Source organism: Paenibacillus sp. 7516, from assembly GCF_002272715.1.
In the GTDB taxonomy this organism is placed as follows: Bacteria; Bacillota; Bacilli; order Paenibacillales; family Paenibacillaceae; genus Paenibacillus; species Paenibacillus illinoisensis_A.
The window spans coordinates 28,716-51,634 of sequence record NZ_NPBI01000039.1; the positions used below are offsets into that span (position 1 = coordinate 28,716).

Below are 22,919 nucleotides of genomic sequence, written 5' to 3' on the forward strand. Positions count from 1 at the left end.
CCACACCAGAATGCCCTGTTCACATCTAGTAACCCATTCTAGACGGAAATGGCCCGGAAATAAAGGATCAGACCACAAGACGTCCTCGTTTCTCTGCAAGACTGATGGTGGCTTCCACTCCGGAATTGAATTCGAGAAAGTCCTGTTCCACGCCATCGCTAAAAATGACCCCATCTTCGGGCATTTGCGATACGATCTGTAGTGGCTGCTTCTGATGCACCTGACCAAACACCAGGTTGACTGCTGTGGTCCGGCTCGGGAACGGTTCACGAACTGTAAAGTACAAATAGGGAGCATCCCACCCAAAGTTCTCCATTTGATGTCCTCGGGTAACCGGACTTACCGCGTTAACATCATCATTGATGTGCATATGCTTCCATGCTTCGGATCCCACAATGCCGGCTGCTCCAGCCAACACACTCTTGAACCAGCCTGTCGATCCGAGTCCTGTGGAAACAATAATACCGCTGGATGACTGCTGTTCAACCGAGGAACCCAAACGTACTTCATACCTGGCTGAGACATGGGTCTTCCGTCCGATGAACAAATCGTTAACCCCGTACAGAAACTGTCCATCATTAAGTTCCACTTTTGCCAAAGTCACTTCTTTTAAGGAACGCTGCTTGCGCATGACATCCGGGATTATCATCTTCAGATCCTCCACCGTAAAAGGAAGGAGTACGCCATCCCATCGCATGGGATCGGGATTCACGCCGATAAGCGGCTGTTCCGTCACATATTTGAGCGTATTCGCCACCAGTCCATCCTGCCCTACAACGACAACAATGTCCTGTTCTCCAAATATAAAATTAGGCACATGTTCCCGGTCAATGATCTGTACCCGGCCGAGCTGACCCAGCTGAAGCTGGGCCTGCTGCACAGAATGTCGATAACGCCGATCCTCCTCAATATAATCGCTGAAATCGGCACCAAGACGTTCAATGTAAAACTGGGCCTGCTGCACCGTGTTATAACGCACCACCAGTTCTTCTAATCTTGTTCTGCGTTTGACCAGAATCAGCTTGACATCACCAAGGTGGTTTTGGTCAACATGTTGAGAACGTGAAGATTTTTTTGCGTGTCCCCGTCTCATCGTGCATGGCCTCCCTTCTCTCTTCCTGGTGTCGACATTAATCCTTGCAGCAGATCAGGCGAAATGTTGAGCTGACCAATTTTCCCCGCATTCTCCGCCAGCTCCTGAAATGCCAGCGCGATCAGTTTATCCGAGTTCATTCCCATATTGGCCATTGCCTGAAGTACATTCGGTTCCACATCCTGCAAAGATCTCATAACGGCCGCAATTTCATAGGCTTTCGCATCCGCTTCGGCATTTTGGTTGGCAATGGTCAATTCAATGAGCTGCTGTTTCCGTTCCTCCATTGCGGTGTTGAATTGAAGCTGCTCCTGCTCCATTTCATTTTCTTTCTGCTTGACCGAACGCTCCGCCTGTAATTGTGTCTCCCTGATCTGCTGCTTTTTCGTTTCGACGGCTATTTCCGTATTGAGCTCGTTTTCCTTCACTCGTCTCTCCTGCTCGATGGAGGCATTGCGGCGCACATATAATGCTTCATCCGCTTGACGTAAAATTTCTTCCCGTGCCTGTGCCTCCAGCGCCCGCATCGTTTCCTTATTCGGCAGAATGGCCAGAATGGATAGACTCATCAGCTCAACGCCCAATTTTTCAAGCTCCTCGCTTTGCACCACTTCGCGCTTCATGCTGCTTGCAAGCCTTTCACTGGATTGAATGGCCTCCTTCAGAGGCATCTGCTCCAAGTGCTTCTTGGTTAATACTTTGGCCGTCGTAATCACACGTTGATCAAGCTTGCCAGGATCGTCAGAGATATATTTGTTTTTGCGCAAGTTGTACGTGTAATTTAAGCTTTGCGTTATTTTCAGGTAATCCACGATGCGGTAGCTCAATTGTCCCTGCACCGTCACCGTTTGATAGTCCGCCGTAATTTCTTCGAACATAAACGGAACGTCGACGGATGATACAGGCAGAACAACAACCGACGTTGTAGGCTCATAATAATAAAAGGACAGTCCTACACCTTCGCGCTGCACCTTGCCATTTTTAATTTTCATTACATACTCACTGGGTTGAAACTTCACGAATCGGAATCCAAACATCGCTCATTCCCCATTTCTCTATATTGTCATTATGATATTATCGGAATGATAACAAACGATAACGATAATGTCAATATGACATTAATGATTTCCTAAAAAAAAATAAAAGACCCGTCTCTTGGCCGCAGCCTTAAGACAGGTCTTTATTTTATTCCTTCACAATTTTAATATAGCAGTTCCATCATTCTGGCGACGACAACAGCACCTTGTGCACGGTTAGCCGTCTGTTTGGGAGCGAAATTTCCATCGCCCATGCCCTTCAATAAACCTAACTGCTGCATGGATGACACGGCTTGCTTCGCATAATCTGCGATATCTTCGTTATCCCTGAACTCAGCACGAGTGGATACATCCAAATCAGATGTTGCATCCTGCTTCACCGCTTGCATGGCACGTTCCAGGATAACCGCCATTTCTTCACGGGTAACCCGTTCATGCACTCCAAACGATCCGTCAGGGCGCCCCTGAATAATGTTCATCTCCAAACCAAGTCGAATCGAATCCGTATACCATTGTCCTTCGGATACATCACTTAGCAAATATCCGGTTTGGTTCGGAACATGAGACTCACCAATTCCCTGCACAACCATATGCAAGAACTGGGCTCTGGTCAGTTCACCCAACGGATCGAAACGGTCACCGGACATTCCGGAAACAATTCCCTTACCATACAAACTCTTCACTTCATTCACTGCCCAAGAATGTGCTTGTATATCCGTCAGAGGCACATTCACCTCTACAATAACGAATGAACCGGATTGAAGCGGCTTGAACGTCATGACCTGTGCAGAATCATCATATGCGGAATACAGGACTGTCTTCATCTGACCATCTGGCGATATGGATTGAACAACGGGAACTGTATTGGCTGTCGCCGGTTTAGCTATACCCGAAAATGCGATCTCAATCGCTCGATCGGTCCAAGGCAGCACTTCGCCATCCACCAACAGTTTGACGTCGATGACGGAGTGATTACCGACCACTGCTTTTTGCTGCTCGGATAGATTCGCAGTGGATCCCTTCGATATCACCACATCCAGTGTTTTGGCAGTCGATGCATGCATCTCCTGAAGTGATTTCATCGGTATGCGTACCGATGTCTGGCCCACTCTCAGTTCCAGTGTCTGTAACGCCTGTGTCTGAAGCCATGCTCCGACAGGCAATTGGAATGTGACTGCTTGGTATGGCTCAGCAATGTCTGCAACCAAACGCAGCTGATGCTTCCCAGCTTCCAGCCCTTTAACCAACTGAACCAGCTGCTGTTCGTTCAGCGAAACAGAATACTGATCTTTCCCGGTCAAAACTCCTTTGATTAGGGTAGAACCCTTTTCGGTCTGATGTTCCGTTTCAGGTCCAGGTACTGTAACCGCTGGACTTCCCGGTGAGGATGGTTGTGACGGTTGGACTGGTTGCGAAGGTCCAGGGGTTGACTCCTGCCGGACCAACTGACGCATGGCTTCTTTTAATGCGCTGTCAGCATCTCTGATATTCTGAACTGAAGCTTCGATATCGTCCATCCATTCCTTGGCTGTATTTAGCGCCTCCGCCAATCTGCTCCAACTCGCAGCCGTGTATTGATTTTGCTGAAGCTTGGACGCTGAGTCCACGGTCATCTGAAGAGCAGTTTTGTCTGCAGGGAATGTTCCATATGCCTCAAAATCCATGAATCCTTTCCAAGTCGAACCAGCTGTAATGGTAACCCGAATGTAACGTGCCTGAGTGTTTTCCGGCAATATGTGCCTTGGACTGGTGGATACAACGACATCACTTGTGGTATCCACCACCGTGACATAATGTTCATTGTCTTCAGAGACTTCGATTCTGTATTTGATGCCTCCACTCCACATGGACATTTCTAACTTACGAATATTGGCAATGGTGCCCAGGTCCACCTGCCACCAGCTGCCTACACTTTGATCCGTTCCCCATGATGTATTCGGGTTGCTGTCAATCGCCCCGTCAGGTGAGTTGCTCTGTCCGCCGCCCGTTCCTGCACTCGTGGAGGCTGTTGCTGTCTTCCCTGTTGTTAAGGCTTCGAGTTGAACAAGGTCACGACCGGCTTGCTGAAGCTGTTCCAGTGCTTGATTGACTTCAGACTGGATGGCATCAGGTTTGTCTCTAACCACAATGGCTGTCTGCAGCGCCGTCTGCAAAAGGCTCCAGCTTCGGTAAGTATACGATGATTCACTCTGCTGCTGAGTCTCTTCGATGAGCTGTATAAGCAGAGTCTTGTCTACATCGGACAATCCCTGAATGGCTTTCTCCAAATGAATCACTGCCTGACTCACTTCGGTCTGGGTCGCTCTTGGATCAGCAAGTACTAGTTTAGCCTTGGCGAGTGCTTTGCTAAAAACGGCCCATGTTGCCATTGACCAATCTGCTTCATGGTATGATTCAGCTTCTGCAATTTTGCCTTCAAGCGCCTTCCGATCAGCCGGAATAACTTCAAGCTGCTGCATAACGGCTTCGAGTGCTGCTGCAGCTTCATCAGTCTCCTGTTGTGTCAGAACCTCTGAAGTATAGGCTTTGTGATATGTGTTCTTCGCTGTCTGAATGGCTGGTGCCAGGGTTATCCAGCTAGACGGCGTATAATCAGAAGCCACCATTTCACTTCCGCGTTTAATGGCTGCCCATAATTGCTGGCGGTCTACAGGCAGGGTATCCATCCCTCGTTTGTACACATTCAGTGATTCCAAGGCACGACCTTCGAACGAGTACCCTCCATTGGCAGGGTATTCATCATAGTCAAACATGGCATGGTTCTCCCATGCATCTCCCTCTGAAGCAATCCAACCCACATTGGCGGCAATCCATGCCGGCTCCCAGTAGAAGAAGCCCGCTCCACGACCATGAGGAACTTCTGCAATCATATCCATAATGCCGGCAATGGCATCATGCTGACCTTGCACCGTAGCCGGGAAAGTCGCACCTCCCACATTCAACGCCTCTGGACTGCCAATGATGTTGCCGTGGGCATCTCCATTTTTGTAGGAAAACGGATATGAGGTCTCGGCAATGATTACATCTTTTTTATATTTGTCGGAGACTGTATTCATTGTCTTCCGTACGTCTGCGAAGGTTCCATGCCAGAACGGATAGTAGGATAACCCAATGATGTCATAATCCAGTCCGCGCTTCTCCAGTTCTCCAAAGTACCAATCGAACAGCTCGGGTTTGCCGCCTTCTGCCAGATGAATCATGATCTGAACCTGATCTCCACCATCAACAGCCAGCACCCCATCTACACCGCTCTTCAGCAATGCAACATTCTCATCAAAATTCACATTGCTGTTCAGGCCATTCAGAACACCGCTGTTAATTTCGTTCCCGATCTGAACCATGTCCGGCATGGCACCGGATGATTTCATCTCACCTACGACTTCAGACGTATAATTGAATACCGCCTGTTTCAGTTCTTCAAAGGATAAGCCCTCCCATGCCTTCGGCCGAAGCTGCTGACCTGGATGAGCCCACTCATCGGAGTAATGAAAATCCAGCAGGATCTTCATTCCCTTTTCCTTAACACGTTTAGCTAGTCGAATTACATCAGCTTTATCATTATATCCACCTGACTTCTGTGGATCATTCCACAGTCGGAGACGAACATAATTGACGCCGCGGTCCTTCAGGATGTCGAGCAGATCCCTTTCCGTCCCATTACTGTCCAGATATTTACCACCATTGTCTTCAATTGCCGTTAAGGTTGAGATGTCCACCCCACGTACAAAATCATTCCGGTATCCCCCAACCTGAATATTAGCTACCGGTTGAGTAGGCGCTCCATATACATCCCCCGTAACCGTGAAGCTTCCAGCGGAAGAATATTGAATCGGATCTATCGCGTTCCATGACACAGGAACATCTGCCGTCTTTCCATTTGCATAATGAGCCTGCACATCAGCAGGCAATACGGGTGCCATACCTTTTAAGGTGGAAACAATAATTGGAGAATACGATGTAATGAGTTCTGGCGTAAGCCCCTCTTCTTGCCCCCAGACTTTCAATTCGGCAATGCCTGGCCACCAATCTGGTCCAGCATAATATGGAATCGTAACCTTCACATACCTCACGTCGTTAGCCTGAAAACTCACCTTCGCGATGTCTTCTGCTGTTTCATTCGTTCGTTGATCCGCAGCTGTTGTCCATTGAGCGCCATCTGCTGACACTTCAATATGGTACTTTACCACCTGGCCTTTATCTTTCCATGTCACTTCAGCTCCCGATACCTGGTACGTTCCTCCCAGATCGACCATTAACCAATGAGGCTGCCCCGCTTCATTCCTGCTGTCTGCACTCCATTTGGTGTCGGCGCTGCCGTCCACGGCATTTTCCTTGTTTCCATTGTATTGCAGATCCTCTGCACTCACGGTAACCTGTTTATTCAATGCGACGTTTACCCCTGCTGCCCCAGCCGGACGAACCCAGAAGCCCAACTCACAGAACAGCATGAGTAAGACCAGGCAGCCGCTTATGTATTTCTTGTTCACTCTTGATCCCCCTTTTTTGATTGACTGAACATGATTGAATCATTGATGAAATCTATATTATTGTAAGCGCTTCACAGTAACCCGGAACACGGCATTTTCCAAAGGAAACAGCAGTTATTTCAAACAGTTTAATATCATTTGCTGCTAGCCGAACCATTCGAACCATTGAGTCTCTCTGCTACTCCTGTGTTAGAACAACGCCTTAACACAAAAAAAGCCTGCCCCTTTGCCTTCGGCATCTGGGACAGGTGTAACTAATTATATTATTCAATCCAAGTAGACCGGATCAACAGTGATCCTATTTTGAATCAGGCTCTGTGCCTTATCCTTTTCATGGACAAATCGTTTATTTGTCAAGCTTCAGTTCCAGTTGGACCTGAATATCATTCTCTGTGGATAACACAACAGAGTGAGGGTTCTCCATACCGAAGTCTTCGAAGGTTACCGTCGTCGTGGCAGACAGCAATACCTGACCATTTTCATATGCGGCCTTTGCATCAAAAGTGACCTCTTTTTCGACGCCTTTAACCGTAAGGGTACCGTTCATTTTAAAATCCACGGTTTGCCCTGCAGTCCATTCCGCTGGCATGCCTTCAAAGGAAGTTGCCGTAAAAGTCGCTTGCGGATGTGTGCTAACATCGAAGAAATCAGCTTCTTTCACGTGACCATCGCGCTGACCGTTACCCGAATCAATTCCGCTCATCTCAATCTGACCTTCCGCTTTCATCTGGGAAGCATCGTCCACATGAATCGCCCAGGTTCCACTTACCTGCTCGTCCACAAAATTGACGGTCTCCTGTGATGTCGTTACCGAGAAATACACCTTCGAGCCTTCGCTGATAGTCCAATCCCCGTTTAATTGCTCCGTACTTGCTGCTTCATTTGCAACCGCCGTACCTGTGCCTGCATCCGTTGTGGATGCTGCAGTGCTTGCCGGAAGTACCTGTTCAATATCTACGTTGTTACCCATATAACTGTTAGCAAAATAGTAACCTCCGCCCCCAAGAATTGCGATTGCTGCGACGCCGGATATCACCCATGTTTTTGTCTTTTTATTCATCTCTATCTCCTCCAATTGGTCATTGTATATGTTGGTTGTTGCAAGAATCTTATCAACCCAATGTGTCAGGATGACGTCAAAAAGGATGAAAGCCTCATTTTTTTTCTGAAAATATTTGCCTAATTGGCTTTAAGCCCCGGCTCATGTAAAATCAGTACACAAGCTTATGTCGTGAAAGGAGACACCTTCTTGAAATCCATACTTATCGTCGAGGATGAGCAAGCAATTGCACGTGTGCTGGCTGCTTATCTGAGAAAAGCGGGTTTTGAGGTCCGTCATGCCGCAGATGGACCCACTGCTCTCACTTTATTTGATTCTGACGTACCCGCCCTGGTACTGCTTGATGTCATGCTGCCAGGGATGGATGGTTGGGATCTGCTGAGAATTATTCGTGAAAAAAGCCCTTGCCCTGTCATTATGCTAACGGCACTGGACGACATTCAGGACCGTCTCAACGGGCTGAATGCCGGTGCCGACGATTATATGAGCAAACCCTTTGTGCCGGAGGAAGTGGTTGCAAGAGTTAATGCCGTACTTCGCCGCAATCCACATTGGACAGCGGAAGGGGAAGGTAAACGTTATTTCGGCAATCTGGTCATTGATCTGGCAGCCAAACAGGTACTGCTGAATGGTGCAGAAGTGGCGTTAACGCCTCGCGACCTGTCGCTGTTGATGTTCCTATCTGAATATCCAAATCGAACGTTCACACGGGAGCATCTCATTGAGCAGGTATGGGGCATGGATTATGACGGAAGTGACCGGGCTGTGGATCTCTCCATTAAACGGTTGCGTCAGGCCCTCTCCCACTGGCTGCCAGAAACAGGAGAAATCCGGACTTTAAGGGGAATGGGGTATCAATTTTGGATCGCAAACTGAGCCGTAAAACGCCTAAACGAAAAACATCCATTCTCTCCTATTGGACGCTTCAATATTTTCTGATCCTCTGTATCGGCTTCATCATTATTGTTGCAGGGGCACTCTACTGGATCAGGACCACTTCCCTTGAGAAAGGTCTCAAAACCGCTGAGCTTCTGGGGCTTGAAATTGCGGAGAAGGTATCAGGGACTGAAAACAGACTGCACATCCCTCCTGATCTGGATCGATTGGTGGACAAGCGTACCAAGCTTTTTAATACCGATAATCATTTTTGCATCATGATTCTTGACAACAACAATCAATTGATCTATTCGAACCCGAAAATGACCCAGCAGGAAGTCTACACTAGACTGTCGGATGATCTGTCGGAGCCGCGAAACCACAAATTTGCGGGTGTAACCGTCAATGTAGTGGATGCCGACCAGACGCTGGGTAAAGTATGGGTGTTGCAGTCCAAAAAAGCCATAACTTACAGTCCCGACACTCTGCTGATCGTAGGTCTGCTATTTGCTGCTCTCATTCTGTGTGGCTGGTTTACGATCTATCTTCTGTCCCGCAAGCTGTCCAAACCCATTCGCCAGGTCGCACATGCTGCAGAGCAGATTCGAACCGGCAATTATGATGTAAACCTGGATCTGGACACCAGGGAGCAGGAAATGAATGAACTCGTCAATTCCTTTCGCGAAATGTCCCTGCGATTACAGCAGCTGGAGGAATGGCGTAATCTCTCACTGGCAGGCGTTACCCATGAGCTAAAAACCCCGGTTACCTCCATCAAAGGACTGGTTATGGCCGTTCGAGATGATATCGTCAGCCCGCAGGAAGGCAAGGAATTTCTCGATATCGCATTAAAAGAATCCGAACGTATGGAACGCATGGTGGCTGATCTTCTGGACTATAATGCCATGAGTGCAGGCAGTGTTGCCGTGCGCCATGAGCGCGTCGATCTGAGTCTGCTGGTTGGGGAGATTATTTACCAGTGGAAAATCGCTTACGAGGATCAATCACCGGAAATTGCAATGCATGTACCTGCGGGGGCACTGTATACGATCGGTGATGCATTGCGGATTCAGCAAATTATCGTCAATCTGCTGAATAATGGTTTGCAGGCCACAGCTTCAGGGCAAACCACGCTGTTCGACATTCGCCTGCGAGCTGAAGAACACGATCTCTACGTAGACGTACAGGACAACGGTACAGGCATCACCGAGGAAGATCAATCCAAAATATTTGAACGTTTCTACCGCGGCGAGCTCAAAAAGCGGCAGTCTCGGGGATTGGGACTTGGGCTCACTTACAGCCGCCTTCTCGCTCAAGCACAAGGAGGAGATCTGAATCTCACCTCAAGCAGCCCAAAAGGAAGTCAGTTTACGCTAAAACTGCCACGCTGGAAGGCACCTGATGCGACTACTCCGGAAAAAGCGTACCGTTCACCAGTAAATGCATAGAACATCTTAAACAGCAGAACAGCCCGGCCCGGTTTCCTGAATGGATTCCTGGCAGGGCTGTTTCGTTATATCATTTTTGTTTATTAGACAGTTACGTTTCGGCTCAGCTTCTAGATGGTTAATAACCGCGGCATATACTCATCATATGCATCAGTTATCAATTGTTCATGCAATGGACTGTCCGTAATAATCGCTTTCCGTTTGGCTTTGAGCACAATCTGCTCCACATCGGCGTAACTGCACCCTTTTAACTGCTTGCACATGTAGGTTTTCAGGTCTGGCTGATGCTCAAATTGTCCAACCAGTTTGTTGATATATCGCTGCCTGCTCTCTTCATCCGGCATGCCATACGTAATTTTGGTATCAAATCGACGCCATACGGCATGATCCAGTTGGGTTTCCAAATTGGTGGCTGCCACAAGTACGCTATCGCCTTCGAATTCATCCAGACACTGCAGCAAGGTGTTAACTACCCTGGCCATCTCTTTCACTTCATCATTGCTCTCTCGGGTGCGGCCAATGGCATCGAACTCATCCAGAAACAAGACACAGGGATTCATACGCGCATACTCAAAAAGTTTGCGTACGTTCGTAGCCGTCTCTCCCAAATGACTGTGAATGATGGCGTCCAGACGTACCAAAACCAGTGGGAGATTAAGCCGAGAGGCCAGGTAGGATGCCGTTAATGTCTTCCCGGTGCCGGGAGGACCAAACATGACCAATTTGTTCGGCATAGAAACATCATGCTCCACAAAACGTTCCTTCATGCCGAGAATGGTCAGGAATTCCTCAATGACACGCTCGTTCTCCTGTGAGAATACAATGTGCTTCACTTTGCGTGTACACTCTTTCGGTGAATAAAAAGCAGCCATATCGATTCCCTTGGCACGGGGAATACGATTTATATGATTTGTTTTGCTCATGTTTGGATAACTCTCCTTCGTTCATGCCAGGAGAGTAAACTGCGAATCTCCAAGCCTTAAGTAATTAATGTTTGAGAAACCGAATAAAGAGGTCACGATCAACTAAGATTTATAAACGTCACTATAAACGACTTAAAAATAGTTTGTGGTGAGCTAGTTGTGAGTTTCTTATTGAACTCCTTGTTAATCGTAATTATTACTATTTAATCATAGCATATAACCGCCTTTTTGCAAAGGCAGTCTTCCTCGCTCGCGCAAATAGCTTCGTAAAAGCATTGCACATGTTGCATGCTTTGCCCAAATTTGCTATTCTGAAAGTGCACCGTTGTGTATAATGCAAATAAGCCCTCTTTAATTAAGAGGACAAAATGTTCCGAACTTCAAGCGGCAACTTGAAAAGTCGGACCTATCTTTATACCAACGAATGTAATCTAACTCAAAGCGAGGTTATTAATCATGGCAAAAGACGTATTGTGTGAAGTAAATTCCTGTGTTCACTGGGCTGAAGAGAACAAATGTAATGCTGATTCGATTTATATCGTGAGCCACAGTTCTCAAGAAGCAAGCAAGTCTGCTGAAACAGACTGCAAAACCTTTGAAGTAAAATAAAAACTTTTTAAGTTAAAGGAGCCCTGGCCGGTTCCTTTTTCTTTTTGTATTGTAACAAGAATGATAATTATTATCAAGCCCTTTTTGCCAAGTTCGTTATTCCTCTGTCAGGATGCACATAAAGGAGACTGCCTACGTAAACTACGAGAGCAGTCAATCTGCCCATGAACGATTAGATCCAAGAGGTGAAAAACGATGCCTGTTAAAAGTGGCAAGCAGTACATTGAACGAATCAATGCCCAGACTGTCCCCTGCTGGTACAAGGGAGAACTCGTTACGGGTAAAAGATCCGAACATCTTGCTTTCAAAGGTCTTATGGAGACTCAAGCGCAACTCTACGACATGCAGTCAGATCCGCTGCTTGCAGGCAAAATGACGTACGAATCCCCCGTAGACGGCAAACCGGTGGGACTATCCTTCCTGCCGCCAACCACAGTTGATGATCTGCGGAGACGTCGTGAAGCGATGAGCATCTGGTCGGGCACCCATCACGGGTTTCTGGGTCGGTCACCCGATTATATGAACACGGCCATCATGTCATTCTACACTGCAGCGGATCTCCTTAACGAGTTATCTCCGCAGTACGCCGAAAATCTGAGGAACTACTATGCCTTCTGTCGTGACAACGACATTACCCTCTCTCATGCCTTTATACAACCACACGCCAGCAAAATATCCGGGCAAATGGACGCTACCGAGGATGCAATTGCAGCCAAGGTGGTTGAGCACACCGAAGATGGCCTTATTATAACTGGTGCATTCATGATGGCTACACAGGGTGCAACTTGTGACGAAATTTTTGTATACCCGTCTCCCTCACCTGCCCCATTTGACGATGAGAATCCATTTGCCTTTGCGTTTGCCGTGCCTAATGATCTGCCAGGCATCACCCTCGTTTGCCGGGATACCTATGCATCTGAATCACGGTTTAATTTTCCGCTCAGCTCCAGATACGAAGAGATGGATAACATCGTCATCTTTGATCATGTCTTAGTGCCCCATGATCGGATTTTCTTTGCCGGAAACGAAGAAATGTCCTCGCGTCTATTTAGCGGAAGCAACTTCCACATTCACGCGGGACATCAAGTGTTATGCCGCTATATTGCCAAAACCGAATTCATCTTGGGAACACTTCAGTTGCTCACCGATACGCTTGACCTCGCCTCCGAAGCACACGTCATTGAGAAAACGGCACGTGTATTAGCCGGGCTCGAGTCTCTTAAGGCGTTAGCCATCGCGGCTGAAGATGGCGGCGTGCCAGATGGTAGAGGTTTTATACTGCCTGCACCACAGCCATTGTTCGCTGCCAATATTCTATATCCGAAGCTGTATCCCGAGATGATTGAAATCATTCAACTTTTGGCTTCAAGCGCGATGATCATGGTGCCTCAGGAGGAAGAATTCAGGTCGGGCGCGGCAGCACATTTGGATATCTATCTGAAAGGCACAGATATGGCTTCACAGCAGCGTACTTCCCTTTTCCGTTTGATCTGGGAGCTCGGAGCAGGTTCATTCGGCGGCAGACAGACCCAATTCGAACGTTTTTTCTTCGGAAACCCCATTACCGTATCCAACCGCTTGTACTCGACCTATTCTGGCGTAGACACGTACCGTCAGCTCGTTAGCCATTTTCTGGCAGACAGACATCATTAATTTCTGCTCGCCTAGACGCAACGTTTTAAACCAGATGGTCGTAGACTGTCATCAGTTCAGAGGCTGGTCTGCTTATGTCCACATCTCTTAATGCAGGCTGGTCTCCGTAACCGATATGAAATACTCCCAAAACCTGCTCTTCACTGGTTAAGCCCATCAGATTCATAAAAACGGGGTGCTGCTGATAATCATTCATTTTCCAAACGGCATGCAGTCCCTGTTCTGCTGCCAGCATGGAGAATCGCCTGCTCCAGGCCTTTGCAGGCAGCATATGATCCTCTTGACTGCCCGTTGGTGCAACAACAATCAGATGCGCAGGGATGGCTTCTGTATATTGATATGCGGCCCAGTCACCATATCGATCTGCCAAGTGAGGAGGATAGCTCTGTCTGACCGCTTCCAGATAGAGCTGGCGCCCTTCTCCAGCAAAAAGCATAAATCGCCAGGGTTTAGAACTCATCACGTACAAGGAAGGGTCTGCCTCATCCAGCAAACGTCCAATCACCGACTGTGGTACCGGAAGTGGACTGAATTCGCAGCTTCCTGCACGCTTCTTGCCACTCCCCAACTGATTCACACCGGTTAACATTGTATCGCTCCTCCTTTATCTTCACTTTCTCAGACACTCTTCATGCAGATTTACATGAGCCAGTTTTTCTTGGGTTCCACTTCACTTCTTCTTCGGTCCACTTCCTCATGTATCCGTGCTTTGTCACGGGAGGTGAAATGTTCCGTTTCCGAATTTTCCGTTTGCGGGATACTGTCACGAACAAGCCTGATGTAATCCATTGAGCGAATCAGGGATTGACGTCCCGGAATAAATCGAATTTTACGACCTTCGAGCAAACAGTAAATTTCAATCATGCCAGGCAGCTTCCCGAAGGCTTCCCAGCAAAACACACTGGCCATATGCTGAAAAGCTTCAACTACGTTTGGATCGTGGACCACCATGAATTTCTGAACCAACAGAGAGTCCCACCCTTCCGGTTGCCAAGCTGTCTGGAAAATCATTGACAGGTGCATGGAAAGTGCAGGAATTTCGGTTTTCCACTGTTCAAACAGGATCATGGGATGCTTCAAATCATCGTTCATCGCGATTGCCAATGAGAGTTCATCGATGACTTTATTTTTCACATCCCAGTAATGAAGGATGGAGTCGAAACCTGCTGCCTTTTTCGGCCACCACTTTTCCAGCAGATATTGTACCGGAACCTCCTTGCGCACATCCGGGTCCATACTATAGAAGGCATTGACCGCATGACTGACTGCATACTGAACGCGGTGTCTCCATTGTAACGAGGAACGCTCTACAGCCTCCGATTCTGGGCGAATGAATCGATGCGGGCTACGAAGAATCTCCTCCAATTTATAATCCTCAAGCAGTCGCTCCGAATTGTACGTACCTCCCGGCTGAACGGCTGCCTGAACATTAGGTTTCAACATGGTTTCTAGGACACCTGTAATCCGGCAGCAGCGAAGCGTTTACCGAATTCACGGCATGTATCCTTCTCCTGCTCCATCGGACTGTACTCAATCTTCAGCATCTCTGGAGATACCTCCGCCCCGCGCTCCTGCAGCTTCGCAGCTGCAAGATCCACCGCTCCGCAAAATTGTTCATAAGATGTGTCACCACTACCGAAGACAGCCGCTCGTTTGCCACTCAGGTCCAGTTCATCCAGCTCTTCGTAAAAATCAAGGAATTCATCGGGCAGTTCCCCGTCTCCCCATGTGTAAACTCCAATCAGGAAACCATCATATTCAAGCACATCTGCTGCATTGCAATCCATGACATCCTTGAGGACTGCCTCATGCCCTCCCTGTGTAATTCCTTCTACAATCAGTTCTGCAATTTCTTCCGTATTTCCAGTCATGCTCGCATAAGCCACCAACAATTTAGCCATCTATTATTCCCTCACTTTAATTTAGTCATCTAGATCATGCAGTTCATAAGGATATCTGAATTATCAAAATCATATGTGATAATGATTATCATTGTCAAATTAAATTTTCATCTTTTCTTCATTTTCAGGATATGGTTACACAGCAAATTCAAAATAACAAAAGCCCCTTCTGCCCACCCCAACTGGCGTACAGGCCCTTTTTTGTTGTACAATAGTATCCAAATGACTTTTGAAGGATGGATAAACGACTATGTACGTAGCATCGAACTGGAAGGACTATGAAGTAATCGATACAGGAGGCGGCGAGAAACTGGAGCGTTGGGGCGATGTCATCTTGCGTAGACCCGATCCACAGATTATTTGGCCTCTCGAAAAAGAAACCAATGAATGGCGCCAGGTGCACGGTCACTATCACCGCAGCTCTTCCGGCGGCGGCAGCTGGGATATGAAAAAGCCAATTCCGGAACGCTGGACCATTGGATATGAAAACCTTAAGTTTCACATTAAACCGACCAGCTTCAAGCATACAGGCCTGTTCCCTGAACAAGCTGCCAACTGGAGCTGGATGATGGATAAAATCTCGAATGCAGGACGGCCCATCTCCGTACTTAACCTGTTTGCCTACACGGGCGGTGCGACGGTTGCTGCAGCTTATGCCGGCGCTTCGGTAGTTCACGTGGATGCAGCCAAAGGCATGGTGCAGTGGGCCAAGGAGAACGTTCAACTCTCCGGTCTTGCAGACCGCCCTGTTCGTTTTATTACTGATGATGTATTCAAATTCGTACAACGGGAACAGCGCCGTGGTAACCGTTACGATGCGATTATTATGGATCCTCCGTCCTACGGCCGTGGACCTAATGGAGAGACGTGGAAGCTGGAAGAGAACCTCTACCCCTTCTTGAAATCTTGTATGAGTATTTTGTCGGATAATCCACTATTCATGCTGGTTAATTCCTACACTACTGGCATCTCATCCACAGTTCTGCGCAACATGCTGACGATGACGATGTCTGCTCAATACGGAGGCAGCATTACTGCAGGTGAGATCGGTCTGCCGATTACACGCAGTGGTCTGGACCTGCCTTGCGGCATTTTGGGCCGCTGGGAGTCATGATGTCTGATCACGTACAGCCACCTTGTGATATTCCTATACTATACGAGGATAATCATCTGTTAGGCATTACGAAACCTGTTAATATACCTACCCAGGAGGATGCGTCGGGAGACCCCGATCTGCTCACGATCCTGAAGCAGGATTTGAAGGAACGTTACAATAAACCCGGCAATGTATATCTCGGTCTGGTTCACAGGCTGGATCGCCCCGTTGGAGGTGCAATGATATTTGCCAAAACCTCCAAGGCGGCTTCCAGATTGTCTGAAACGGTCCGCGGACGGCATTTTCGCAAAATATACGCGGCCGTTGTCCATGGTAAACTACCTGCGCAGCAGGGTACGTTGAGGCATACTTTGCTGAAAGATGCGCGAACCAACACGGTAACAGCTGTACCAAAAGGTACACCAGGCGGCAAAGACGCTGTTCTGGATTACCGGGTTATCGGTCAAACGGACCGATACAGTCTTGTACACATCGAACTTCACACCGGAAGATCCCACCAGATTCGAGTTCAGATGAAAGAATCAGGCTGTCCCTTGTTTGGAGATCAGAAGTACGGTGCTGGTGTGAACAAGCCTGGTCAGCAGATCGCCCTCTGGTCTGCCATCGCGGCTTTTCCGCACCCGGTAACCAAGGAAGAGATCACCTTAAGATCACTGCCTCCCCGCGAGTTCCCATGGGCAGAATGGCCATCTGGTGTGTACGAGGATGCGTTTAAAGAATAATGGACAAACCGTGTATCCGAATCTATATTCTGGGTACACGGTTTTTTTAACAATTCACATCTTGACTGAAATGACAGGTATGATGACCATTCACTAGAAGACGAAGATCTGTTTATAGAACAGAGCCAATACTCCTGAGACGGAGAAAGGAAGTTTGCATTCAGATGACACCGTTCACTAAACAAGTCGTGGCCATTATTGCATCTATACCGGAAGGCAAAGTTATGACCTATGGCCAAATAGCTTCTCTTGCGGGTAGCCCCCGTGCTGCTAGGCAGGTTGTGCGCATTCTTCACTCCATGAGCCGAAAGGAGCGACTTCCCTGGCATCGTGTCGTTAACGCCAAAGGAGAGATTGCCATTCCAGACGAACACTCTCGCATGATGCAGGAGACCGAGCTTATCAGCGAAGGTGTTGAATTTCAGCTGAATGGGACCATTAACCTCCAGCAGTATGGATATGATCCTGGGCCTGTATTTCTTGACGGTTTATCGGATAACCAGGAATAATTCTTATTCCTCTAATACAAAAAGAGCCTCAGCAGTTCAAACTGCTGGGGCTCTCTCTCATTCAATCGCTTTGTATACAAGCGTAGATCGTATGAATGTTAAACGATAATACCAATAATATATTTAAGCTGTTGCATTCGCTTTTTGATGCTGTTCCACCGGTGTCGGTTCAATTGCCGGCTTCGTCTTACGGATAAAGAACGCCAGAAGCATTGCGGCAACGGTCATCCAGGTAGCCACCGTAAATGCGTAGTTTACCCCGTAGATGGTTGCATCTGCCGTAGCACCGAGCATAGCAGCTTGATCCTCTGGATTAATCTGTCCCAAGGCAAGTGTATCTGCCAGGTGGGATTTCAATTTACTGCTCATGATCGTAACCAGGATGGCTGTACCAATCGCACCAGCCACCGTACGAAGTGTATTGGACATTGCTGTACCGTGTGCATTCAAACGCTGTGGCAGTTGGTTCAAGCCGGCAGTCTGAATCGGCATCATCAACATCGACATACCGAACATCCGTGCGGTATAGATAAACATCATGTAGCCATATGTTGTATCAATCGACAGGCGGCTGAGTCCCCATGTCGTAATTGCAGTAATCGCAAGACCTGCAACGGACAGCCAGCGAGCACCAACTTTGTCAAAGATACGGCCTGTGATTGGTGACATAATCCCCATCAAAATCGCACCAGGCATCATGAGCAAACCTGATTCAATTGGTGAGAAGCCGCGAATATTTTGCAGGAAAATCGGAAGCAAAATCATGCCGGCAAACATCGCCATTGTCACAAGCATATTAATAATCGTAGTTAATGTGTACATGTTGTATTTGAAAATACGGAACTCCAGCAGTGGATGATCCGTTGTCAGTTGACGAACAACGAACAGGATCAGCGATATGGCACCTACGACCAGACAGCTGATAACAATTGCGCTTCCCCATCCATCTGTACCAGCATCACTGAAACCATACAACAAGCTACCAAATCCAAGTGTGGACAAAACAACGCCTGGATAATCGAGTTTCGGTTTGGATTGACGGGTTACATTTTTGACAAATGCAATACCGATTGCTGTTGCAATCACGGAGAATGGCAAGATGATGTAGAACAGCAGTCTCCAGGAATAATGTTCTACGACATAACCGGAAAGCGTTGGTCCAATGGCCGGAGCAAGGATCATGGCGATCCCCATTGTACCCATGGCCTGACCGCGTTTCTCGATCGGGAAAATGGTCAGGAATACGACAGTCATCAGAGGCATCAGAATACCTGCGCCTGCCGCTTGAATCACACGACCAACCATCAGAATGGAGAAATTCGGACTGATTCCGCAGACGAGTGTTCCTAATGTAAATAACGTCATTGCTGTAATAAAGATCTGACGTGTTGAAAATCTGGCAATGAGATAAGCAGTAACCGGAATCAGCACGCCATTGACAAGCATGTATCCCGTTGTCAGCCACTGGGCTGTATTAGCCCCGATACCGAGATCTTCCATGATTTTAGGAAGAGCCACGTTCATCAGGGTTTGGTTCAAGAAGGCTACAAATGCACCAATTAGCAGCGCGGCTACAATCGGTCCCTTCTTAATGTTGTCCATCGCAGAGGATGGAGCTGCAGCGGTAGTACTCATGGGTTGTTCATCTCTCTTCCTTCTAACTTTTCAATCATTTGAGTATGAATTCTTAGCAGATGCTCAAGATCTTCTTTTGGAATATCCAATATGGGAGATACTCTTTCCATCCACAACTGGTGTGTTTCCTGCTGTGCCTTATCTCCTTTATCCGTAATTTGCAGCATGACGGATCGGCGATCAGAATGGGAACGTGTCCGGACTATGTATCCACCCTTGACCAGACGTTCAACCACAGCACTCATGGAACTGCTGCCCATATGGCACAGTTCAGCCACCTCGTTGATGCCAATGGAAGGACGCTCCTTCAAAATGGATAACACCATAAATTGAATCGAAGTTAGCTCGATCTGCTTGTTTTCATTCCAGAATGCCCGAAACAGCATTTGATTCACTTGCCGGAACGAATTGATAATGTAGAATACTTCATACGTATCAATCATTAATTCACCCTTTTTACTTTTGGAATATAATATTTCGCACACGAAATATCAGGGGAACAATTATTTATTATAACAAAAATAATGACATAGTCAACTCTTTACATATAAATTTCTGAAATTTTTCTGGGTCCTATGAAACAGACAAATCCATTCACCCCAGCCAAAATAAAATACCATAGCACTCCTGCTTGGATCCGCAGGAGTGCTACGGTATAGGATTAACTTTAAATCATATAATCATGAATTATCCGTGTCCATCATCGTTCATTAGGATGTGGAAGACAAGACATGCTCCTTAGTTTTGGGTGCTGTCATCTTACCCAGTAGATAGACAAGCAGCTGTTGGTTATGCATTGAAATATTGCTGAGTACGGAATTCATGAAATCATTTCGAATGGCAACGCCACGTTCCGTCTCCATTCGTCCCTTGTCAGATAAGGATACCCACACGATTCTTCGATCGTGGTCATCCCGATCTCTACGAATCAAATTGTTTTTTTCCATACGGTCAAGCAGCATGGTTACGGCTGCAGGTGTTGTAGCCAAAAAAGGAATCAGATCGGATGGCTTCATTTTCTGATGATCCTCAAGCACCTCCAATACAGCCAGCTGTGCCTCTGTTAAAGAGGGGGCCAGTTCCTGATCCATATGCAGCTTGTAGTCCTTGGTGAGTCTTGACCAGCACTTGGCAAAATCGGAATTATACATCTTGAATCGCTCCTCTCTGCAACCCGGTTTTTCACTTCACTAGCTTAACTTTTCGCCCTAAAAACCCGCATTCCTGCTGCATTTTTTCAATTTCCCAGCGATCGACCGTAATCGACGAAGGTTGTTAATCTTCGCATGGACATCCTCTTTTAATCCGAGTTTGAACAACAAAAAAAGACTCTTTGCACGACAGAGTCAACTGCTGTGCAAAAAGTCTTTTTACACATTTTACGATGTTGATGCTGGCTGATTTTCATCGAAATTCATGAGAAGTTCCACGATTTCATCCTGTTTCTCCACATGAACCAGCAGCTTGCCAATATGTTTGCGTTCCGTAATCGGTACACCTTCAGAAGAAATCGGATACGCCTGCCCATCTTTGGTCATTACCGTTACGTTTCGTTGTTCCCTGCAATAGAAGGCCCCGGCTATGCGGCTTCCATTCGGTTTCACACGCTTGCCTTCTTTGAATTCGAATGTGGCAATACCTTTGCCTCCACGACTTTGCAATGCATAGTCCAGCAGCAGCGAACGCTTACCATAGCCCAAGTCGGACAGCACCGCAATCTCGCCCTCATCACCTTCCACCCATAGGGCAGAAACGACTTCATCCGTCTCTTTTAACTGAATACCACGAACCCCTCCGGATACCCGTCCCATTGGATTGACCTCATCCTCACGGAAACGGATCGCCATCGCTTCCTTGGTGATCAGCATAATATCCTTGCCGCCTGTGCTCAGATGTACCGATAATACCTCATCGTCCTTACCCACTTTGCAAGCAGCTACAGCTCCGGAACGTTTGGTGATGTACTCTTTCAGCTCGGTACGCTTCACCTGTCCCTTACGTGTAACGAAGACGAGACTGTGACCTTCTTCTTCGAAGGACTTGACTGCGAGCACACTCGCAATACGATCATCCTTCGCTAACGGGATGACATTGACAATGGCTGTTCCGGGGTCTTTCCACTTGAATTCCGGCACCTGGTGAACAGGCAGCAAAAAGTACTGGCCTTTTTGCGTGAACACGAGCAGGTTTTCAAGCGTATTGACTTCAAGCACCTGTGAAATATAGTCGCCTTCCTTTACACCGCTTCCGTTGCGTTCGCCGCCTGAACGAGTAAAGGACTGCATTCCCGTACGTTTCACATAACCCTCTTTGGATAATGTAACAAATACATCTTCCGCGTTGACGAGGACTTCCAGATTAACCTTAAGCTCTTCCACCTCGCCCTGAATGGCCGAACGACGGTCGATCCCGTATTTCTCCCGGATCTCCATCAATTCTTTGCGGATGACACCAATTAGCTTGCGGTCGCTATCCAGAATGGAGCGTAATTGGGCAATCTTTTTCATCAGATCGTCAAGCTCCTTCTGGAGGGACGTGATCTCCAGATTGGTCAAACGGTACAGCTGCAGTGTCAAAATGGAATCCGCCTGGCGCTCCGAAAATCCGAACATCCACATCAGATTATTTTGCGCGTCCTGACGATTTTTGGATGCCTTGATTGCTGCGATGACTTCATCAAGAATGTTCAGCGCCTTGACCAGACCCTCCAGCACGTGTGCACGGTCTTCCGCTTTCTCCAGCTCATACTTGGTCCGGAATGTCACAACCTCACGCTGATGGGCGATATAGGCTTCCAGGATGGATTTCAACCCAAGCTGTTGAGGTGCCTTGTTCACGATGGCAACCATGTTGAAATTGTAGGTTACCTGAAGATCGGTTTTTTTCAGTAAATAAGCCAGGATGCCTTGCGCATCCGCTTCTTTTTTCAATTCAACCACGATACGCAGACCGTCACGTCCGCTCTCATCGCGAACTTCGGCAATACCTTCTACTTTTTTCTCAAGTCGAATATTCTCCATGGCTGTAACAAGTCTGGATTTTACCACCTGATATGGAATCTCGGTGATGACAATCTGCTGCTTGCCCCCGCGCATATTCTCTATATCCGTTTTGGAGCGAATGTAAATTCTTCCTTTGCCTGTCCGATAGGCATCCAGAATACCTTCGCCACTCATGATTAAGCCACCTGTAGGGAAATCCGGACCTTTCATGAACATCATGATCTCGTCCAGCTCAATCGATGGTTTTTCCATGACCGCGATGCAGGCATCAATGACTTCACGCAGATTATGCGTTGGTATCTCGGTTGCAAAACCGGAAGAGATTCCGCTTACGCCATTGACCAGAAGGTTGGGATAACGAGATGGGAGCACAACCGGCTCTTTGGCTGTATTATCGAAGTTGTCCTTAAACAGAACCGTACGTTTCTCGATATCTCGCAGCATCTCCATCGCGATCGGCGACAATCGGGCCTCTGTATACCGCATCGCTGCAGCCGGGTCATCATCCTGTGAACCCCAGTTACCATGACCGTCGACGAGAACATGGCCCATTTTCCAAGGTTGTGCCATCCGCACCATACCATCATAGATGGAGGAGTCACCATGGGGGTGGTAATTACCCATCACATCACCGACGGTTTTTGCAGATTTGCGATAAGGCTTTTCAGGTGTATTACCGGAATCGTACATGGCGTATAGAATACGACGCTGCACGGGTTTTAACCCATCCCGAACATCGGGAATGGCCCGATCCTGAATAATATATTTGGAGTAGCGACCGAACCGGTCACCAACGACCTCTTCGAGAAAGGCCGGCAAAAATTGTTCTGATAGACTCATTCCAAGC

General features: G+C 47.6%; 19 protein-coding genes. 7 read left to right on the forward strand and 12 right to left on the reverse strand.

The annotated features are described in order from the left end of the window. Positions 1 to 67: 67 nt before the first annotated feature. The 4 genes from CHI14_RS25955 to CHI14_RS25970 form a co-directional block, all read right to left on the reverse strand. Positions 68 to 1,093 carry a diacylglycerol kinase catalytic domain-containing protein gene (locus CHI14_RS25955; protein ID WP_249281244.1) on the reverse strand — a complete coding sequence of 342 codons (1,026 nt, stop codon included), beginning with the start codon at positions 1,091 to 1,093 and terminating at the stop codon, positions 68 to 70. Then, entirely contained in the window at positions 1,090 to 2,130 is a 1,041-nt protein-coding gene (locus CHI14_RS25960) for an SPFH domain-containing protein (RefSeq protein ID WP_095292650.1), read from the reverse strand. The genes CHI14_RS25955 and CHI14_RS25960 overlap by 4 nt, the downstream gene beginning before the upstream one ends. A gap of 164 nt (positions 2,131 to 2,294) precedes the next feature. Then, positions 2,295 to 6,617, reverse strand: a complete 4,323-nt coding sequence (locus tag CHI14_RS25965; RefSeq protein ID WP_095292653.1) for a glycosyl hydrolase 53 family protein — start codon at positions 6,615 to 6,617, stop codon at positions 2,295 to 2,297. A gap of 346 nt (positions 6,618 to 6,963) precedes the next feature. Continuing rightward, positions 6,964 to 7,677 (reverse strand): YceI family protein, encoded by a 714-nt coding sequence (locus tag CHI14_RS25970; protein ID WP_095292656.1) that lies wholly within the window; start codon positions 7,675 to 7,677, stop codon positions 6,964 to 6,966. 189 nt (positions 7,678 to 7,866) lie between these two features. Here CHI14_RS25970 and CHI14_RS25975 point away from each other — a divergent pair, with 189 nt between their 5' ends. Together CHI14_RS25975 and CHI14_RS25980 are read left to right on the forward strand one after the other, a co-directional pair. Then, a complete protein-coding gene (locus tag CHI14_RS25975) occupies positions 7,867 to 8,553 on the forward strand; it encodes a response regulator transcription factor (RefSeq protein ID WP_095292659.1) in 687 nt (228 codons plus the stop codon). Beyond that, positions 8,538 to 10,001, forward strand: a complete 1,464-nt coding sequence (locus CHI14_RS25980) for a HAMP domain-containing sensor histidine kinase (protein WP_095292661.1) — start codon at positions 8,538 to 8,540, stop codon at positions 9,999 to 10,001. The genes CHI14_RS25975 and CHI14_RS25980 overlap by 16 nt, the downstream gene beginning before the upstream one ends. 110 nt (positions 10,002 to 10,111) lie before the next feature. Here CHI14_RS25980 and CHI14_RS25985 read toward each other — a convergent pair whose 3' ends face one another. Next, positions 10,112 to 10,924: an AAA family ATPase gene (locus CHI14_RS25985; protein ID WP_095292664.1), complete on the reverse strand. Its 813-nt coding sequence runs from the start codon at positions 10,922 to 10,924 to the stop codon at positions 10,112 to 10,114. Between the two features lie 456 nt (positions 10,925 to 11,380). Here CHI14_RS25985 and CHI14_RS25990 point away from each other — a divergent pair, with 456 nt between their 5' ends. Next, positions 11,381 to 11,533, forward strand: coding sequence for a DUF1540 domain-containing protein (locus CHI14_RS25990; RefSeq protein WP_095292667.1), 153 nt, complete (start codon positions 11,381 to 11,383; stop codon positions 11,531 to 11,533). 195 nt (positions 11,534 to 11,728) lie between these two features. Further along, the gene (locus tag CHI14_RS25995) at positions 11,729 to 13,186 is read left to right on the forward strand and encodes a 4-hydroxyphenylacetate 3-hydroxylase family protein (RefSeq protein ID WP_095292669.1); all 1,458 of its coding nucleotides are present in this window, start codon (positions 11,729 to 11,731) and stop codon (positions 13,184 to 13,186) included. Positions 13,187 to 13,211: 25 nt separating this feature from the next. Here the strand turns inward: CHI14_RS25995 and CHI14_RS26000 are convergent, their stop codons facing one another. From CHI14_RS26000 to CHI14_RS26010, 3 genes are read right to left on the reverse strand one after another with little or no spacing between them, the layout of a single operon-like run. After that, positions 13,212 to 13,775, reverse strand: coding sequence for a nitroreductase family protein (locus tag CHI14_RS26000; protein WP_095292672.1), 564 nt, complete (start codon positions 13,773 to 13,775; stop codon positions 13,212 to 13,214). Between the two features lie 50 nt (positions 13,776 to 13,825). Beyond that, positions 13,826 to 14,629, reverse strand: coding sequence for a hypothetical protein (locus tag CHI14_RS26005; RefSeq protein WP_095292676.1), 804 nt, complete (start codon positions 14,627 to 14,629; stop codon positions 13,826 to 13,828). Between the two features lie 5 nt (positions 14,630 to 14,634). Further along, positions 14,635 to 15,087 (reverse strand): flavodoxin, encoded by a 453-nt coding sequence (locus CHI14_RS26010; protein ID WP_095292679.1) that lies wholly within the window; start codon positions 15,085 to 15,087, stop codon positions 14,635 to 14,637. A gap of 250 nt (positions 15,088 to 15,337) precedes the next feature. On the opposite strand from CHI14_RS26010, the gene CHI14_RS26015 reads away from it, so the two are divergent. From CHI14_RS26015 to CHI14_RS26025, 3 genes are all read left to right on the forward strand, one after another. Beyond that, complete coding sequence (locus CHI14_RS26015) at positions 15,338 to 16,201, forward strand: class I SAM-dependent methyltransferase (RefSeq protein ID WP_095292682.1); 864 nt, start codon at positions 15,338 to 15,340, stop codon at positions 16,199 to 16,201. Continuing rightward, positions 16,201 to 16,926: an RluA family pseudouridine synthase gene (locus tag CHI14_RS26020; RefSeq protein ID WP_095292685.1), complete on the forward strand. Its 726-nt coding sequence runs from the start codon at positions 16,201 to 16,203 to the stop codon at positions 16,924 to 16,926. Before CHI14_RS26015 ends, CHI14_RS26020 begins: the two co-directional genes overlap by 1 nt. Before the next feature lie 164 nt (positions 16,927 to 17,090). Further along, complete coding sequence (locus CHI14_RS26025) at positions 17,091 to 17,435, forward strand: MGMT family protein (RefSeq protein WP_095292688.1); 345 nt, start codon at positions 17,091 to 17,093, stop codon at positions 17,433 to 17,435. A 123-nt stretch (positions 17,436 to 17,558) separates the two neighbouring features. Here the strand turns inward: CHI14_RS26025 and CHI14_RS26030 are convergent, their stop codons facing one another. The 4 genes from CHI14_RS26030 to gyrA form a co-directional block, all read right to left on the reverse strand. Continuing rightward, a complete protein-coding gene (locus CHI14_RS26030; protein ID WP_095292691.1) occupies positions 17,559 to 19,070 on the reverse strand; it encodes a DHA2 family efflux MFS transporter permease subunit in 1,512 nt (503 codons plus the stop codon). Continuing rightward, positions 19,067 to 19,513 carry a MarR family winged helix-turn-helix transcriptional regulator gene (locus CHI14_RS26035; RefSeq protein WP_095292694.1) on the reverse strand — a complete coding sequence of 149 codons (447 nt, stop codon included), beginning with the start codon at positions 19,511 to 19,513 and terminating at the stop codon, positions 19,067 to 19,069. The genes CHI14_RS26030 and CHI14_RS26035 overlap by 4 nt, the downstream gene beginning before the upstream one ends. Positions 19,514 to 19,780: 267 nt before the next feature. After that, entirely contained in the window at positions 19,781 to 20,221 is a 441-nt protein-coding gene (locus CHI14_RS26040) for a MarR family winged helix-turn-helix transcriptional regulator (RefSeq protein WP_095292697.1), read from the reverse strand. A 228-nt stretch (positions 20,222 to 20,449) separates the two neighbouring features. Then, the gene (gene gyrA, locus CHI14_RS26045; protein ID WP_095292700.1) at positions 20,450 to 22,912 is read right to left on the reverse strand and encodes a DNA gyrase subunit A; all 2,463 of its coding nucleotides are present in this window, start codon (positions 22,910 to 22,912) and stop codon (positions 20,450 to 20,452) included. Positions 22,913 to 22,919 lie beyond the last annotated feature (7 nt).

Excerpts from the sequence above, each read along its gene's own strand:
- CHI14_RS25955 (WP_249281244.1), bottom strand. The coding sequence starts at position 1,093 with ATGAGACGGGGACACGCAAAAAAATCTTCACGTTCTCAACATGTTGAC.
- CHI14_RS25960 (WP_095292650.1), bottom strand. The coding sequence starts at position 2,130 with ATGTTTGGATTCCGATTCGTGAAGTTTCAACCCAGTGAGTATGTAATG.
- CHI14_RS25970 (WP_095292656.1), bottom strand. The coding sequence starts at position 7,677 with ATGAATAAAAAGACAAAAACATGGGTGATATCCGGCGTCGCAGCAATC.
- CHI14_RS25985 (WP_095292664.1), bottom strand. The coding sequence starts at position 10,924 with ATGAGCAAAACAAATCATATAAATCGTATTCCCCGTGCCAAGGGAATC.
- CHI14_RS25990 (WP_095292667.1), top strand. The coding sequence starts at position 11,381 with ATGGCAAAAGACGTATTGTGTGAAGTAAATTCCTGTGTTCACTGGGCT.
- CHI14_RS25995 (WP_095292669.1), top strand. The coding sequence starts at position 11,729 with ATGCCTGTTAAAAGTGGCAAGCAGTACATTGAACGAATCAATGCCCAG.
- CHI14_RS26000 (WP_095292672.1), bottom strand. The coding sequence starts at position 13,775 with ATGTTAACCGGTGTGAATCAGTTGGGGAGTGGCAAGAAGCGTGCAGGA.
- CHI14_RS26005 (WP_095292676.1), bottom strand. The coding sequence starts at position 14,629 with ATGTTGAAACCTAATGTTCAGGCAGCCGTTCAGCCGGGAGGTACGTAC.
- CHI14_RS26010 (WP_095292679.1), bottom strand. The coding sequence starts at position 15,087 with ATGGCTAAATTGTTGGTGGCTTATGCGAGCATGACTGGAAATACGGAA.
- CHI14_RS26015 (WP_095292682.1), top strand. The coding sequence starts at position 15,338 with ATGTACGTAGCATCGAACTGGAAGGACTATGAAGTAATCGATACAGGA.
- CHI14_RS26020 (WP_095292685.1), top strand. The coding sequence starts at position 16,201 with ATGTCTGATCACGTACAGCCACCTTGTGATATTCCTATACTATACGAG.
- CHI14_RS26025 (WP_095292688.1), top strand. The coding sequence starts at position 17,091 with ATGACACCGTTCACTAAACAAGTCGTGGCCATTATTGCATCTATACCG.
- CHI14_RS26030 (WP_095292691.1), bottom strand. The coding sequence starts at position 19,070 with ATGAGTACTACCGCTGCAGCTCCATCCTCTGCGATGGACAACATTAAG.
- CHI14_RS26035 (WP_095292694.1), bottom strand. The coding sequence starts at position 19,513 with ATGATTGATACGTATGAAGTATTCTACATTATCAATTCGTTCCGGCAA.
- CHI14_RS26040 (WP_095292697.1), bottom strand. The coding sequence starts at position 20,221 with ATGTATAATTCCGATTTTGCCAAGTGCTGGTCAAGACTCACCAAGGAC.
- gyrA (WP_095292700.1), bottom strand. The coding sequence starts at position 22,912 with ATGAGTCTATCAGAACAATTTTTGCCGGCCTTTCTCGAAGAGGTCGTT.